This is a genomic window from Mongoliibacter ruber (assembly GCF_003003005.1).
Taxonomy (GTDB): Bacteria; Bacteroidota; Bacteroidia; order Cytophagales; family Cyclobacteriaceae; genus Mongoliibacter; species Mongoliibacter ruber.
This window is the reverse complement of record NZ_PVTR01000019.1, coordinates 11,754-26,888: the sequence shown is the minus strand read 5'-3', so window position 1 is coordinate 26,888 and position 15,135 is coordinate 11,754. Positions and strand designations below refer to the sequence as shown.

Here is a 15,135-nt window from a genome sequence, read left to right as displayed (position 1 = left end):
GCTATTCCATAAGGAATAGCTTTTATTTGTTATAAGAAATAATTTTTAGTTTTGAACTTTTCCAACTGCCGCGTAGAGTAGTTTTCTTGCGTCTGCCTCTCTTAATTCAAACTGAACATCTGAGATAGGACCCATTTTCACATCACGGTCAGCTTTCATGGAAATGGTGATTTGATCCCTTTCCACTTCAGATAATTGATCTTTCTCCTGGTTTACCCAAAGAACGATGTCATTGGTAGTAATTAGAACATCATTAGCCTGAATTCTCGGCTCTGTACCATACAGGGCTGTATTCTTAGGCTTCCCTACATATAGATAAGAAATCAAGGACTTCTTTTCCAATTTTTGTAGCTGTGTAGCTTGAGGGATTTTTTGCTCTACCATGATTTCTTGTTCCCTCAATACGGTAGTCACCATAAAGAAGAACAAAAGCATGAAGATAATATCCGGGAGTGCAGAAGTAGGGATATTTTCGGAAGTGCCTGTTTTTTTCTTGAACTTTGACATATTAATTTCCTCCTATTTTATCTGGTTCTGCAATTGAAATTGCCATTGGTATACCTTCTTTACCTCTGTCTTGTAACTCCTTTTCGGCAGGATTTCTACCTGTCAAGGCTCTATACTGATCAGCTGTAAGACCAACACGCTCAGCGTAGATTTCAAAGTAAGCTCTTTTTACCTGATCCAAAACTTCCAAATACATCTCGTAAGAAGTACCTCTGTTGGTCTTGATCGATACTACTGCACCACCCGACATTGGGTGATCAGAAGAAGCTGGGTCTCTGGAAGCCTTTTCACGAAGTGAAGAAGGAAGACTGTTGAATAAAGCTACAGCTTCTTCATCAGGAGCTCCAAAGTTTAAGAGGAAAGATTTTACTTCCTCAGCAAGAGTACTGGCGTCATCCATATACTCGCCTTCTACCAAAAGCTGGTCATTTGCGTTGACCAAAATGTTGAAGATATTTCTTTCGTTCAACAAAATTTCCGGTGGAGGTTGGTTAGGATCCTGCTTTGGAGGCAGGAAGTTAAGAACACCCTTGTCTGAGGCAATTGTAGTGGTAACCAAGAAGAATATAAGCAACAGGAACGCGATATCCGCCATGGATCCTGCATTTACTTCCTGGGCCATTCTGCCTTTTTTCCTTGCCATTACTTGATTGCTTTATTGATTTCTGTAAATACGATTCCTAACAACGCTACGAAGAATAGCACGTATGTCGTCAGAAGGGCACCTCCTACGAACTGTGAAAGTCCTGGAGTCAAATTAAAGGGGTCTGCAGCAAATCTTGCTGTAACTTCATTGTCAGCAATAGAATACATGACAAAGAAGACAACTGCAAGAGCTACGACCGCCGCACCGGTTTTTATCAGGCTACCAGGATCACCTATCGACTTGATTAAAGGCATCACGATCGCTAGTATAGCACCGATAATGATCATTATCTCTGCTACGTATAAAAAGATGTCTATTGAATCCATAATTGATTTTTTCTTTAGTTAATTGATTTATTCTAAATGGAGCATACCTCCATAAAGATTACTTGGTCAATTTGTGCTTAACAAGCATATCTACCAAAGTAATGGAAGCATCTTCCATGTCATTAACCAAAGAGTCAATTTTAGCAACACAATAGTTGTAAAACAACTGTAGGATAATCGCTACGATCAAACCAGCTACCGTAGTCAAAAGAGCGATTTTGATACCACCAGCCACGAGAGATGGAGAAATATCACCTGCTGCTTCAATAGCATCGAAGGCACCAATCATACCGATTACTGTACCCATGAAACCAAGCATTGGAGCTAGTGAAATGAATAGAGAGATCCATACCAATCCTTTTTCAAGACGTCCCATTTCCACAGAACCGTAAGCAATGATTGATTTTTCTACCATTTCAATGCCTTCAGTGTATCTCATCAACCCTTGGGTAAAGATAGAGGCAACTGGACCTTTTGTGCTTTTGGTAACATCTTTAGCTGCTTCAATACCACCTTGTTCAAGTGCTTCTTCAACTCTAGCCAAAAGTTTTTTGGTGTTGGTTGTAGAAAGGTTCAAAGTGATGATTCTTTCCAATGCTACAGCAAGACCTAAGATCAAACAGATCAATACTGGAGACATGAAAGTAGGATCACCTTCAATAAACTTTTCTTTGATAATCTGATGGAAGCCTTTGTCTTCGTCGATGATTTCATCATCAACTACTGCCGGAGCAGCGGGAGCAGTTTCAACAACTTGCTCTTCTTCTTGTTCAACAACTTCTTCAGTGGTTTCTTCTGCAGATTCGTCTGCGTCCTGAGCTTTTGTAATCACCGGTGAGAATAGGAATCCGGCAAGCATGAACAAAGCGATTAACTTTTTCATAATGTAGTTTTTAAAGAGAAATTAAATAAAGGTTAAACGGTTTCTAAATTAATATTGAGATTTTAAAGTTATCATTTTTTCAATTCAAATTGCAAAGGAAATATTCATATTTTTTTTATTGTGAGTGAATATCACTCTTTTGTAGATTCTTTTTGCAGGCTAAATTATGGATTATGAACTGCTTATATTTTTTACAGAAATGTGTAAACAAATCCATACAATTGAGAAATAAGCAGATAAGTCCTTACGAAAACTAGAAATCTCAGTACTTAATTTGGAGATGGTAAAAACACTTCTTGTTTTTGGTATTCAAAGGAGATTTAGATCGACTTTGAACCTCAAGGATAGCAAACATTATCCTAACCACCATGAATTTTGTGTAAGTCGGAAAATATGCCTTGTGATTGGAAAATATATGAAAAGAACAGACTCGCAGCTATTATTCTTAATTATACTCACTGTTCAAATCTGGCAAGGACTGTCTCCCCACTTTCTACTTCAGTAGCAAGTTCTCTAAGTGTTTTTTTAGTAAGCATCCCTATTATATGAGTACGGACTTTCTTTACTTCATTGTGCAATGGGCAGGGATTGATCTCAGAACATTCCTTGAGTCCAAGACTACAACCACTGAACAATTCGTCTCCATCTATGGCAACAACCAAATCTTTTAAAGTAAAACTTTCGTGTTCTTTCCCCACATAAAACCCTCCATTTGGACCTTTTTGTGAGCCTATGAGTTTTTTTCTTACCAAATCCTGAAGAATTTTAGCAGTAAATGGTTCGGGCACATCAACATGTTCCGCGACTTCCTTTGCTCCTACTTTATTTCCTTTCAGACTTTGTTGCCAAATATAAATGACCGCCTTGATACCGTATTGACAGGCTTTTGAAAACATACTAAACTATTTTGGTACAAAATAAGGAGAATTTAGTCTTGAATTAAAGGGCTCAGACTTTTTCTTTAATAGGATAAAAATAAAGACAAAAAAAGCAACATAATCCGCTCAATAATGAGGGACATCGTGGTCAATAAAAAAAAGTTAGCACTTGACAATGTCTCCGGTCAGGTTACAGTCTCCTTACCGTCTACTTTGAATCAAATGCTAACCGTTTCTAATAAAAATACAGGGTGGAATTACCCCTTTTGTAATTCGGTTTTGACAGACTGCCTCAATCCACTTAACTCATTTTCCACTTGCTCCAATTGAAACTGAAATTTAGCCTTCAAGTCTTCTGCTTCATTCAATAGCTGTTTGCCCAGATCTTGGTAATACTTGATTCCATTCAAAAGATTAGAGCTGAATTTTTCCACATAGGCTTCGTACTTAGCATTTGGTTCCACAAGCTTTTTCTGAATATCCTTTTTCAAGTAATCAACATAAAGCTGCAGCTCTTTCACAAAAACATGTGGCCTTTCTGCGTCCAACTGGATCTGGAGCTTCCCATATATATGGTCCACCATCTCTTTGAGACTGAAGGTGCCTTTGAAATAGGCCAGATTTGGTCCAGGGCAGATCGTGACAGCATTCAGGTTTCTTTTGGGAAAAGCACCTGCATTCAGAATCGCTGGAGCACTTAACCCTTCACACAAACAATCTTTTTCCAATACATCATCCAAATCACTTTGGGTCGTACCTCCGGATTGAAATTGTTTAATTTTGAGATTTTGGTACTGACGCGAAGCCGTGCAGATAGGTTTGTCCGAAAATTCAGTACTGAATGTCAGGAATTTTTTGTAGCAAGGACTCCCAGGTCTATTTTTTTCAATTCTGGATTTTCTCTGCTCCTCTCCACTGCTTGTTCGAAGGTTATTAAATGGAACACCCAATGGAGATGCGTGGCTAAGGTAATAGTCAGACTTCCTAGCTTCAAGGATTCTATCTAAAGTATCTTGATCAACAGAGGTAGCTTCTGGAACCAGCAAAAATGGACTCCCCCAACCAGTACCGTCAAGTTCATAATGAGCCATCAAAAACTCATCTTCTTTTGCATTGCCAATACCTCCTTGGTAGGTTATCTTTAAGTTTGCCTCGTCAGACAAAGGATTTTTCTCTTTGAGAAGCAATGCCTGTTGACAAGTCTGCAACAGGAGTTCTTTTAGGTTGTTTTTTTCTTTTTTGAATTCTTCTAAAATCGGGCCTATGAGCAATCCGTCTGTCGCGAATGCATGGCCACCGCAATTCAGACCTGATTCGACCCTGAATTCAGATACCCAAATTCCTTTTTTGGCCAAAAATCTTCCTTGGATCATCGCTGATCTATAGTCTGACACCTTTAAGACAACTTTTTTCCTCAAATGTCCTTCTGTATCTGGGAAGAAATCCTCAAAGTCTTCAATATAACTGTAAAGCGCCGGATTCATTCCTGCAGAAAAAATCACAGCACTCTGGAGAGTTGACTTTGCAAACCCCCTCAAAGCCGACAATGCGTCTGAATAATTCCTAGGTAGTTCATTTCCTTCTTTATCGAAATTAGTCTTGTCAACTTTAGTCATGATATTGACATCAATGCTGCCTGTCGTGACCCTCTCAATCAATGATTGCCCCAGAATGGTCTTTTCATGGCAATCTTTCATTGCTAAAAACTTCTCAAAGTCTACATACAAAGGATGCTTGGCATTCAACATCTCAAAATATTGAAACAAAGAAGTGCCTGGAGTCAAACTTTGGTTTTTTATTTCTTCCACCTGCAACTTTGTTTGCTGGTCTAGCATATCAAGGTATGCCTGTACCCTTCTCGCCCGATAATCTTCAGTGTGTTCTTCGATAGGAATATACGGCAGAGAATATTTACGGAAATATATCCTGCGCATTTCTTCCAGTAGATGGTCATCCATTATAGAGACCACGGAACTGATTCCGAATTTGGCCACTTTTAAAGGAGAATCCACGGTATAACCAAGGCCCATTACAGGAATATGAAAAGAATGAATTGAAGACATAAGAAACGCGGGTTTATTTACTTTTATTAGCTTTTGCAAAGTTACCCAGCCCTAGATGCAATCAATCAAAAGGCCTCATCAAAAAAAGATGATTTTTATCATAAGTTCTGTATACAAAATTGCTGACCTTTAAGATCCCACATTAAAAATCCCAGCTCCTGATGTGTATTCTTTGTCAAAATCCAAAATGTCTCATCAACCATTGTACCCCCGAGTGGCAGCAAAAAATAATCGGTTCAGGTAGAATGCCTGTTTACCCCAAAGGGCAAAATATATTCATGGAAGGCAGTTTGGTAATGGGCGCTTATTTTGTGTTGAAAGGAAAAGTGAAAATCATAAGTTCCAATCTTAATGGCAAAGCACAAACCGTTAGGTTAGCAAAAGAAGGACATATATTAGGTCATACTGCAATTGGACCGGAAAAATACTGTGTAGGTGCCGTCACACTCGAGGATTCCGAAATTTGTTTTGTAGACAATCAAACCCTTCAAGAAGCTTTTTTAGAGAACCCGAAATTTACTTTTGAAGTAATGCAGTTTTATTCCAAAGAGCTGAGAAAAAGTGAAATCCGAACAAAATGTTTTGCCATGATGAACAATGAGGAAAAGGTAATACTTGGATTATTATACATCGCTGATACTTATATGAAGGAAGTAGAAGCCAATTTTGTGACCATCAACCTCAATAGACAGGAAATTGCCCAAATCATAGGAACGAATCCTGAACAGGTAAGTAGAGTCTTGACTTCCCTTAAAAAAGACAGGCTGATAGACTTAAAAGAACGTGCCATAATCGTAAAAGACATAACGGCACTCAAAGAACTGATCAGTCAATATTGTTTTGCATTAGAATGCTGATCTAATTGTTTGCGAAAACGCAGGCATTTTCATGCTAAAAAATACTTTCCGGATTGACGCTCATCATGAGGAGTCTAGTGTATATCATGTTTCTTTGTGTAATAATTAAGGGATTTCACCCAGCCCTTCAGATAAAACAAACCGAAAACTTAAAAAAACATAGTCATGAGTAGCAAAAACCGATACTATAATAAAAGATATTTATATCTTTTTATCCTTTTATCAGGAATTTTATTCACTGCCTGTACACAAGGAAAATCAAACAACAGCAATCATTCAAAAGACTACAGTAAAACAAAGGTATTTGGTGAAATGGTAGCTGAACTTACCTCTCCTCCACATGTACCCCCTCCTATAGGCAACAGGCCAGCCATGAAACTTTATATGGAAATGGAGATCACAGAAGAAGAAATGGACATGGCAGATGGTGTTTCTTATCTTTTTTGGACATTTGGTGGCACTGTGCCAGGCTCATTTATCCGAGCTAGAGTTGGTGATGAAGTTGAATTCAAAATTAAAAACCATCCAGACAACAAACTCCCCCACAACATAGACCTTCACGCCGTCACGGGTCAAGGTGGCGGCGCTGAAGCCTCTTTCGTGGCTCCCGGACATGAAAAAACTTTCTCTTTTAAACTCATCAATCCTGGACTTTTTGTCTATCACTGCGCTACTGCACCTGTGGGAATGCATATAGCCAATGGGATGTATGGATTGATCTTGGTGGAACCAGAAGGTGGACTTCCTCCTGTTGACAAAGAATTCTATGTCATGCAAGGTGACTTCTACACAGAAGGCAGATTTGGAGAACCTGGATTACAGCCTTTTGATATGCAGAAGGCCTATGACGAAAGACCAGATTATGTAGTATTTAACGGTAGCACCACAGCACTTAGTGGAGAAAATGCACTTCAGGCAACGGCAGGTGAAACTATAAGAATATTCTTCGGAAACGGAGGGCCTAACTTGGTTTCTTCCTTCCACGTGATCGGTGAGATTTTTGACAAAGTGTACGTAGATGGAGGCGATCAAATAAACTCCAATGTAGGCACTATCCTGGTCCCTGCAGGTGGAGCTGCTATCCTCGAATTCAAAGCTGATGTCCCATCTAACCTTGTACTTGTAGACCATTCTATATTCAGGGCATTCAACAAAGGCGCCTTAGGCATACTCAGCGTGACTGGCGAGGAAAATGAAAAAATATTTGCAGGTGAAATCATGGAAGGAATTTACTTGCCTGAAGGAAGTACAATTCAGAAAATGCCTAAAGATGGCAACACCATATCTGCACCAGTCACTATGACCAAGAGTGAACTCATAGATACCGGAAAGAAAATATACATGCAGGCTTGCTTTGCTTGTCACCAAGCAAACGGTGAAGGTGTTGCAAACGCATTTCCTCCTCTCGCCAACGCTGACTACTTGAATGCAGATGTCAACCGTTCTATAGATGTATTGCTTCATGGTCTGTCGGGAGAAATCACTGTAAACGGCAAAAAATACAACAGTATCATGCCTTCACAACAACTCAAAGACGAAGAAGTCGCCGCTGTATTGACCTATGTATATAATAGCTGGGGAAATAACGGTGCAGAAGTCACACCTGAAATGGTGAATAAACGCAGGAAAAAATGAAAACATTCATGATGGCAGTTTTAGCTTTCCTAGTAGTCACTAATACTACTGCCCAAGAAAAAAGTATGGCTCTTGTAGATGGGGGGAATTACACCCCCCTCTATGGAGTGGGTGAGCAAGCCGACGCAGAAGTATTGGAGTTTTATTTAGACATCAACCCTGTCTCTTACTCCGATTTTCAGCTGTTTGTCCAACAAAATCCTGAATGGCAAAAATCTAAAGTCAAAAAGATTTTTGCTGACTCAAGATACCTGAGTAACTGGGAAAATGACACCCAAGCTCCCACTGACCTACTTGACAAACCTGTAACTATGATTTCATGGTTTGCGGCCAAAGCGTACTGCGAATGCCAAGGCAAGAGACTGCCAACCGTAGACGAATGGGAATTTGCCGCTATGGCTTCTGCCTCAAAAAAAGACGCTCGAGAAGACAGCCTGTATAATGTATCGATTTTGAGAAGTTATGAACAACCAAAAACTTACCTAAAAACAGTGGGCCTATCCCCAGCCAATTATTGGGGCATAAAAGACCTTCACGGGATGGTTTGGGAATGGACTCAGGACTTCAATTCCATAATTCTCACAGGAGAATCTAGAAATAACGGCAATACTGACGCAGGGCTTTTTTGTGCAGCGGGAGCAATTGGCGCAAAAGACATGATGAATTATGCAGCATTTATGCGCTACGCCATGCGGTCTAGTATCAAAGCTAACTATGCCATCACTACAATAGGTTTTAGATGTGCCAAAGACGCCCTCCCACAAAAACATATCACCTCTAAATAATATAAACATGAAGTATCTCGGTATTTTTATTGCAGCACTTTTCCTTATTTCCTGTCAGGAAAAGCCTCAACAGGCGCAGCTTGACTTTGAAGAGGAATCATGGGACGAATTATCCATTTACCAACTCCCGTCTGTATGGAACACCCAAGAAGGTGAAACCATTGAGTTCAAGGAACTTCAAGGAAAGCCATTAGTAGTAGTCATGATTTATACCGCTTGTCGAACTGCTTGTCCAAGATTAGTCGCTGATATGCGGATCATTGAAGAACGTGTCTCTTCCAAAAAAATGAAAGATGTGCAATACGTATTGGTGAGTATTGATCCAGTCACAGATACTCCGGAAAAAATGAGTCAGTTTGCCATTGAAAACGGCTTGAACGGTCCCCAATGGCTTTTTTTACAAGGAACTGAAGACAGTGTTCGGGATTTTGCCAACATAATGGCTGTGAAATACAAACAGATCAATCCAATTGACTTTTCGCACTCCAACATCATTTCTGTTTTTGATAGAAATGGCGTAATGCAGTATCAAAAAGAGGGTTTAGGATTGGTAAACGATGAAATCATCAAAAAAATCGTAACGATAGCTAGAAAATAAGCTCCTCCTTTCTCAAGAAATTGGGATTGTAAATATTCAATTATAGTCTCTATTTCAATAAAGGTTGTTTATCTTAAAATGGTTAAGTTTATAGAATGATGAATATGGATGCTCCCAAAAAAGATTTTTTTATGCTGATGCAGCAAAAACTTAAAAATGGAAGCCTTGGAGATCTGATAAGTAAAATCGAGTCTCGATTAGACTTGACATTTGAGGGGAACACTCCATTCAACCCAAATTTATGCCTGAAAGACGCTGAAGAAGTGAGAGATGAGTTCAAATCTACTTTTACTCAAGAGGAACTTTTTCATTACCTATGGGCGATTGGGGCCAACGTTAATAATTTTAAAAAAATGCCAATTCCTCTTCCCGAAAACACAGCTATTTTTCTACAATTGGTTCGTAAATCCTTTTGCCAAAATCTAAAAGGATAAAATCACCTCTTTTTCCAGAAAAAACTACTGCTACCAGTACAGTTTGAATGGTATTAAATCCTTTTCCATAATTCCTTTGGGATAAACCAAAGGGTTTGGCGATATTTAAAATCTATGAAAAACCAATTGATAGACCGGTTTGATCGTGTGCATGACTACTTGAGAATTTCTCTAACGGATAGCTGTAATTTTCGCTGCAGCTACTGTATGCCTGAAGAGGATATCCAAAGTATGCCCAATACCCATTTGATGCAACCGGATGAAATTGAAATCATCGCTAGAAAATTCGTTGCACTTGGCGTGAAAAAGATTCGATTGACAGGTGGAGAGCCCTTGGTTAGAAAGGAGTTTCCTCAAATTATCCAATCGCTTTCTAAACTTCCTGTTGAACTCACCATGACAAGCAATGGCGTCCTCGTAGACAAACATCTGGAATCGCTAAAAGCTGCCGGAATCAGAAAAGTCAACATCAGTCTAGATACACTAAACCAAGAAACCTTCTTCAAACTCACAAAAAGAGACCAATTCACAAAAGTCTGGGAAAATATCCAACTCCTATTGAACCACGATTTTCGTGTAAAAATCAATGTCGTTGCCCTCAATGGAATAATTGAGAAAGAACTGTTAGGTTTTGTTCGATTGACCAAAGACCTCCCCTTACATGTCCGTTTTATAGAATTCATGCCATTTGCGGGGAATCTCTGGAACAAAGACAAAGTGCTGACGGCTGCAAAAATGTTGGAAATGGTCAAAAATGATTTTGAGGTAATTAAACTTCAGGATGCTCCCAACGATACTGCAAAGGCATTTCAAGCTATAGGCCATCAAGGAACTTTTGCATTTATCACCACAATGAGTGAACATTTTTGTGGCACTTGCAATAGGATGCGTATTACAGCTGACGGGAAGATGAAAAACTGTCTATTTGGAAAAGATGAGATTGACCTTTTAGGTAAATTGCGTGCTGGCGAGGATATTGAACCGTATATCAGGCTTTCTGTGAGAAAAAAACATGCCGCACTTGGAGGTCAATTTTCTCCAGATTATACCAAAGCAGAGGCTGATAAAATAGAAAATCGAAGCATGATTAAAATTGGAGGTTAATTCCATTAAGTGTCCTAAAGCCTAAAATTAAATTAGAATTCCAGGCTTCAACTCCATTTAAAATACAATAGGTGTCCAACCTATCCCAAAAAGTAAAACCCTCTAAATTCTTATTATCGATGATTTCAGTAAAGGAAGCTAAATCCATACTTCAGAAAAACACTCCATCGTCCAGGATTCAGGTGCTGCCTTTAGAAGAAGTAGCCGGACTCCGTGTAGCTGAACCTGTTTTTTCCCCGATGGATGTTCCTTCATTTGATAATTCCGCCATGGATGGATATGCCATCCAATGGAATAATTCTCAAGGAAGCTGGCAACTGGAAGGAGAAATCGCTGCCGGTGCAACAACTGATTCACCTTTGCAGGAGGGGAAAGCTACTAGGATTTTTACTGGTGCGCCAGTTCCCCAAGGCGCTGATACTGTCATTCCCCAAGAATGGATCACGATAAAGGATGGAGAAATAAGTTTTGATCATGATAGATTTCAAAAAGGTGATAATGTAAGGCTTAAAGGAGCCCAGACTAAGAGTGGTGATAAAATCATGGAAGCTGGAACACTTCTTAGCCCTGGAGGTATCGGCTTATTGGCCTCTGTAGGAGTTCACCGAGTACCTGTAATGGTACCGCCAACGGTAGGTGTAATCCTCACAGGAAACGAAATAAAAGAAGTAGGTCAAAAATTGGAATTTGGGGAAATATATAATGCCAATGGGCCAATTCTGAATGCCTATCTACAACAAGTAGGAATAGGCAAAATTGAAATCATTACAGTGAAGGACAATCCTGATATTCTCCGCCAAGCCATCAACAAGGCCTTGGCTAGCTATGAGCTCATCATTTTGTCTGGAGGTATTTCAGTAGGAGATTATGACTACGTCAAAGAAGGTTTGGAAAGTGCTGGTGTCAGAGAATTGTTTTATAAAATCAAACAAAAACCAGGCAAGCCTCTCTACGTTGGCATCAAAGGGGAACAAATGATATTTGCTTTACCAGGAAACCCAGCTTCGGTGATCACTTGTTTCAACCAATATGTGAAACCCACCATCAAGCAATGGATGGGTGATAAAGACTCATGGGAACCGAGGCAATGGCTTGCCTTGGATAGTCCGGTGAAAAAGAACCCAAACCTTACCACATTTCTTAAAGTAAAAATTGAGAAAGACATCGTTAAAATCCTTCCAGGTCAAGAATCCTTCAATCTAATTTCATTTTCAGAAGCTGACGGTTTTGCAGAAGCACCAGAAGGATTAGATCATTTAGAAGCAGGAGAAAAAGTTGGAGTTTATGGATGGTGAAAATCCTTTAAGAAAAGCATAAAAATCAGTAAATTCAGAATTGTAGATAAAACAGACGAATCTTAAAAAATGAAAGTCCTAGCCTTCGGAAAAATTGCTGAAATAGTAGGGAATCAGGAAATTGAAATAGACAACCTGCCCAACACAGAGGTGCTTTTAGGCTACCTTAGACAGCAATACCCCCAACTCCAAAACATGAAATTCACCCTAGCGGTGAATAAAAAACAGGTTTCGGGAAATACCGAAATCCCAAGAGGTGCAGAAGTGGCGCTATTGCCACCTTTTTCCGGAGGATAAAAGAATGGACAGGTTCGAAAGACAATATATCTTACCCGGGTTTGGCCATGCTGCCCAAAAAAAGCTCTGTGAGGCTAAAGTTCTAGTGGTGGGCGCAGGTGGCTTGGGTTGCCCTTCACTTCTCTACCTAGCTGCTGCTGGAATCGGCACAATAGGAATTGTAGATGGAGATAAAGTATCCTTATCTAACCTTAACAGACAAGTGCTTTTTGGCCAGCGGGATATCGGGAAAAACAAAGCCGAGACCGCCTCCAAGATCATTCTTCAAAAGTATGACGACATTAAAGTCATTCCATTTCCCATTTTTCTCCGAACAGACAATATCATTGACATTATAAAAGATTATGACCTTGTACTGGATGGATCCGATAATTTCCCCACCCGCTATCTGATCAATGATGCCTGCCTGATTTTGGGCAAGCCTTTGATCTTTGGTGCTATTTATCAAACTGAAGGTCAGGTCGCTATTTTCAATAAAGAGGGACAAAAGTCTGTCAATTACCGAGACATTTACCCCACTCCACCAACTGCCCAAGAAGTCCCAAACTGCAATGAAACAGGAGTTTTGGGTGTATTGCCTGGCCTGATAGGTACTTTGATGGCAACTGAAACCATCAAACTCATCAGCGGTTATGGCGAAACATTATCAGGGAAGATGCTTTTTTACAATCTAATAGACCATTCAACATACAAAATTGAGCTCTCCAAAAACCCTGAAAGTGACCTTCAAAGACCTCAATCAGTAGCTGATTTACACAAAATGGATTATCATGATTTCTGCGGCATTTCAGCACAATTAGATTGGGATACTATACCAGAGTTGCTAGAGCAAAATCTGGAAACAGTATTGATAGATGTGCGGGAAGAATACGAAGAGCCGAAACTGGAAGAATATCCGTATACCAGAATTGAACTGAGCCAATTAGATAATGCTCACGAATCTCTGTACAAATTCACCAATATCCTCATTTTCTGCCAGTCAGGAATAAGAAGTCAGCAGGCTGCAAAAGCCTTGCAGGAAAAATTCCCGGATAAGAATATAAAGTCTATTGCTGGGGGGATATTAAGTTTAACTATAAGAAATTAGCTTTACTGAAGTTTTTAACTTTGATAAAGCTTCATGATTATAATTAGTCAAAAATTGAAAAACATGGAAAATCAAGAGAAAAAAAGAACACCAAAAAACATATTCGTAAATGGCCCAATAGCTCCTGAAAAAATCTCAAAGTCTATAGCCAATCACGCTACCAAGACTGATATCGGTGGTCACAGTATATTTTTGGGCCAAGTGAGGGCTGATGAAAAAGAAGGTGGAACGGTGAAGGCCATAGAATATACCGCTTATGAAGATATGGCCTTGCAAAAGGCTTTTGAGATCAGGGAAGATGTCTTTTCCAAATACCCTTTGACCTGCATGCACATTTACCATAGTTTGGGAGAAGTCAAAACAGGAGAAATTTGCCTTTTTGTCTTCACTTCCTCCAAACACCGTAAAGCTGCCATAGATGCCTGTGAAGAACTCGTAGAGCGCATCAAAAAAGACCTTCCTATCTGGGGGAAAGAACTGGTAGATAATGATTCATCGGTTTGGAAAGAGAATACTTGAAATGAAATATATCCTGTGAAATAGATAGAAATATAATTGAAATATGCCTCCGGCGAAATATTTTCAACGCGCAAAAAACACAATTCCACAACTAAGCAATTATTGAAATTAAAAAAAGCTAGAGCAACAAAAATAACAGAAAGACTTGCTCCTATTTCTATTGTATTTCAATGATATTTCCACTCTTTCTTTATTATTTCAACATTATTTCAATAGTATTTCTACCATATTTCTACTATATACCAACCTTATACCTGTCCTTTACCCTTCTTGATTCTCGCTTCTCGTAACTAAAAGTCTATAAAATGGTCGACATAACCCACAAATCCTCTACACTTAGAAAAGCAATAGCCCAAGCTATCGTCAAAGTTAGTTCTACAGAAACTATCAGCGCGATCGTGAACAAGACTGTACCAAAAGGGGATGTATTTGAAATGGCCAAAGTTGCTGGACTTTTTGCGGCAAAGCGCACAGCTGATATGATTCCAGACTGCCATCCTCTACCGATAGAGTACACCTCTATCAGTTATGAAATCAAGGGTATGGAAGTTTATGTTTTCGCAGAAATCCATACCATATACAAAACAGGAGTTGAGGTGGAAGCCATGCATGCAGCGTCTGTGGTAGCTTTGACTATGTATGACATGCTCAAACCAATAGATAAAAACATCAGCATTGAGCAGATCAAATTGGTAGAGAAAAAAGGAGGTAAAACTGATTTTGCAAAAGGGTTCAACAGGCCTCTAAAAGCTTCTGTGATTGTCTGTTCGGACAGCATTTCCGCAGGAGAAAAAGAAGACAAAGCAGGGAAAGTCATTGTCAGTAAACTTGAAAAGCTAGCTGTAGAAATCGCAGATTACTTGGTAATCCCTGATAATAAAGAAGATATACAAAACAGCTTAAAACAATACGTAGCTCAAAAAACAGATATTGTGATTTTTACTGGAGGTACTGGGCTTTCGCCTAGAGACAATACCCCTGAAGCGATCAGACCACTAATTGAAAGAGAAGTTCCAGGTATCGAAGAAGCTATTAGAAGCTACGGACAAGCGCGGATGCCTTATGCAATGCTATCCCGCTCTGTAGCAGGATTGATCGGAAACACCTTGGTATTGGCTGTTCCAGGCTCCACTAAAGGCGCTGAAGAATCTATAGATGCTATTTTCCCTGCAGTACTTCATGTTTTCAGGGTATTGGAAGGACCTGCTTACAAACACTAGC

General features: G+C 39.5%; 17 protein-coding genes. 11 read left to right on the top strand and 6 right to left on the bottom strand.

The annotated features are described in order from the left end of the window. Positions 1-45: 45 nt before the first annotated feature. The 6 genes from CLW00_RS20125 to CLW00_RS20100 form a co-directional block, all read right to left on the bottom strand. Entirely contained in the window at positions 46-507 is a 462-nt protein-coding gene (locus CLW00_RS20125; RefSeq protein WP_106135516.1) for an ExbD/TolR family protein, read from the bottom strand. Position 508: 1 nt separating this feature from the next. Then, on the bottom strand, positions 509-1,150 hold the full coding sequence (locus tag CLW00_RS20120) for an ExbD/TolR family protein (RefSeq protein ID WP_106135515.1): 642 nt from the start codon (positions 1,148-1,150) through the stop codon (positions 509-511). After that, positions 1,150-1,407: a hypothetical protein gene (locus CLW00_RS20115; protein WP_342747921.1), complete on the bottom strand. Its 258-nt coding sequence runs from the start codon at positions 1,405-1,407 to the stop codon at positions 1,150-1,152. Before CLW00_RS20115 ends, CLW00_RS20120 begins: the two co-directional genes overlap by 1 nt. A gap of 130 nt (positions 1,408-1,537) precedes the next feature. Further along, a complete protein-coding gene (locus CLW00_RS20110; RefSeq protein ID WP_106135513.1) occupies positions 1,538-2,362 on the bottom strand; it encodes a MotA/TolQ/ExbB proton channel family protein in 825 nt (274 codons plus the stop codon). Positions 2,363-2,817: 455 nt separating this feature from the next. Then, a complete protein-coding gene (locus CLW00_RS20105; RefSeq protein ID WP_106135512.1) occupies positions 2,818-3,258 on the bottom strand; it encodes an RrF2 family transcriptional regulator in 441 nt (146 codons plus the stop codon). A 239-nt stretch (positions 3,259-3,497) separates the two neighbouring features. Beyond that, complete coding sequence (locus CLW00_RS20100; RefSeq protein ID WP_106135511.1) at positions 3,498-5,303, bottom strand: hypothetical protein; 1,806 nt, start codon at positions 5,301-5,303, stop codon at positions 3,498-3,500. A 161-nt stretch (positions 5,304-5,464) separates the two neighbouring features. Here CLW00_RS20100 and CLW00_RS20095 point away from each other — a divergent pair, with 161 nt between their 5' ends. The 11 genes from CLW00_RS20095 to moaCB all read left to right on the top strand — a co-directional run bounded on the left by CLW00_RS20095 (position 5,465) and on the right by moaCB (position 15,134). Then, positions 5,465-6,160, top strand: coding sequence for a Crp/Fnr family transcriptional regulator (locus CLW00_RS20095; RefSeq protein WP_211300235.1), 696 nt, complete (start codon positions 5,465-5,467; stop codon positions 6,158-6,160). A gap of 165 nt (positions 6,161-6,325) precedes the next feature. Next, positions 6,326-7,795: a copper-containing nitrite reductase gene (gene nirK, locus CLW00_RS20090; RefSeq protein ID WP_106135510.1), complete on the top strand. Its 1,470-nt coding sequence runs from the start codon at positions 6,326-6,328 to the stop codon at positions 7,793-7,795. After that, positions 7,792-8,580: a formylglycine-generating enzyme family protein gene (locus tag CLW00_RS20085; RefSeq protein ID WP_106135509.1), complete on the top strand. Its 789-nt coding sequence runs from the start codon at positions 7,792-7,794 to the stop codon at positions 8,578-8,580. Before nirK ends, CLW00_RS20085 begins: the two co-directional genes overlap by 4 nt. A 7-nt stretch (positions 8,581-8,587) precedes the next feature. Continuing rightward, the gene (locus tag CLW00_RS20080; protein ID WP_106135508.1) at positions 8,588-9,178 is read left to right on the top strand and encodes an SCO family protein; all 591 of its coding nucleotides are present in this window, start codon (positions 8,588-8,590) and stop codon (positions 9,176-9,178) included. 95 nt (positions 9,179-9,273) lie between these two features. Then, positions 9,274-9,612 (top strand): hypothetical protein, encoded by a 339-nt coding sequence (locus CLW00_RS20075; RefSeq protein ID WP_106135507.1) that lies wholly within the window; start codon positions 9,274-9,276, stop codon positions 9,610-9,612. 114 nt (positions 9,613-9,726) lie between these two features. Further along, positions 9,727-10,716, top strand: a complete 990-nt coding sequence (moaA, locus tag CLW00_RS20070) for a GTP 3',8-cyclase MoaA (RefSeq protein WP_106135506.1) — start codon at positions 9,727-9,729, stop codon at positions 10,714-10,716. Between the two features lie 119 nt (positions 10,717-10,835). Further along, positions 10,836-12,011 carry a molybdopterin molybdotransferase MoeA gene (locus CLW00_RS20065; RefSeq protein ID WP_106135505.1) on the top strand — a complete coding sequence of 392 codons (1,176 nt, stop codon included), beginning with the start codon at positions 10,836-10,838 and terminating at the stop codon, positions 12,009-12,011. A 69-nt stretch (positions 12,012-12,080) separates the two neighbouring features. Continuing rightward, positions 12,081-12,308, top strand: a complete 228-nt coding sequence (locus tag CLW00_RS20060; protein WP_106135504.1) for a MoaD/ThiS family protein — start codon at positions 12,081-12,083, stop codon at positions 12,306-12,308. Between the two features lie 4 nt (positions 12,309-12,312). After that, a complete protein-coding gene (locus tag CLW00_RS20055; RefSeq protein ID WP_106135503.1) occupies positions 12,313-13,395 on the top strand; it encodes a ThiF family adenylyltransferase in 1,083 nt (360 codons plus the stop codon). Between the two features lie 63 nt (positions 13,396-13,458). Beyond that, positions 13,459-13,914: a molybdenum cofactor biosynthesis protein MoaE gene (locus tag CLW00_RS20050; protein ID WP_106135526.1), complete on the top strand. Its 456-nt coding sequence runs from the start codon at positions 13,459-13,461 to the stop codon at positions 13,912-13,914. A gap of 305 nt (positions 13,915-14,219) precedes the next feature. Continuing rightward, on the top strand, positions 14,220-15,134 hold the full coding sequence (moaCB, locus tag CLW00_RS20045; protein WP_106135502.1) for a bifunctional molybdenum cofactor biosynthesis protein MoaC/MoaB: 915 nt from the start codon (positions 14,220-14,222) through the stop codon (positions 15,132-15,134). Position 15,135 lies beyond the last annotated feature (1 nt).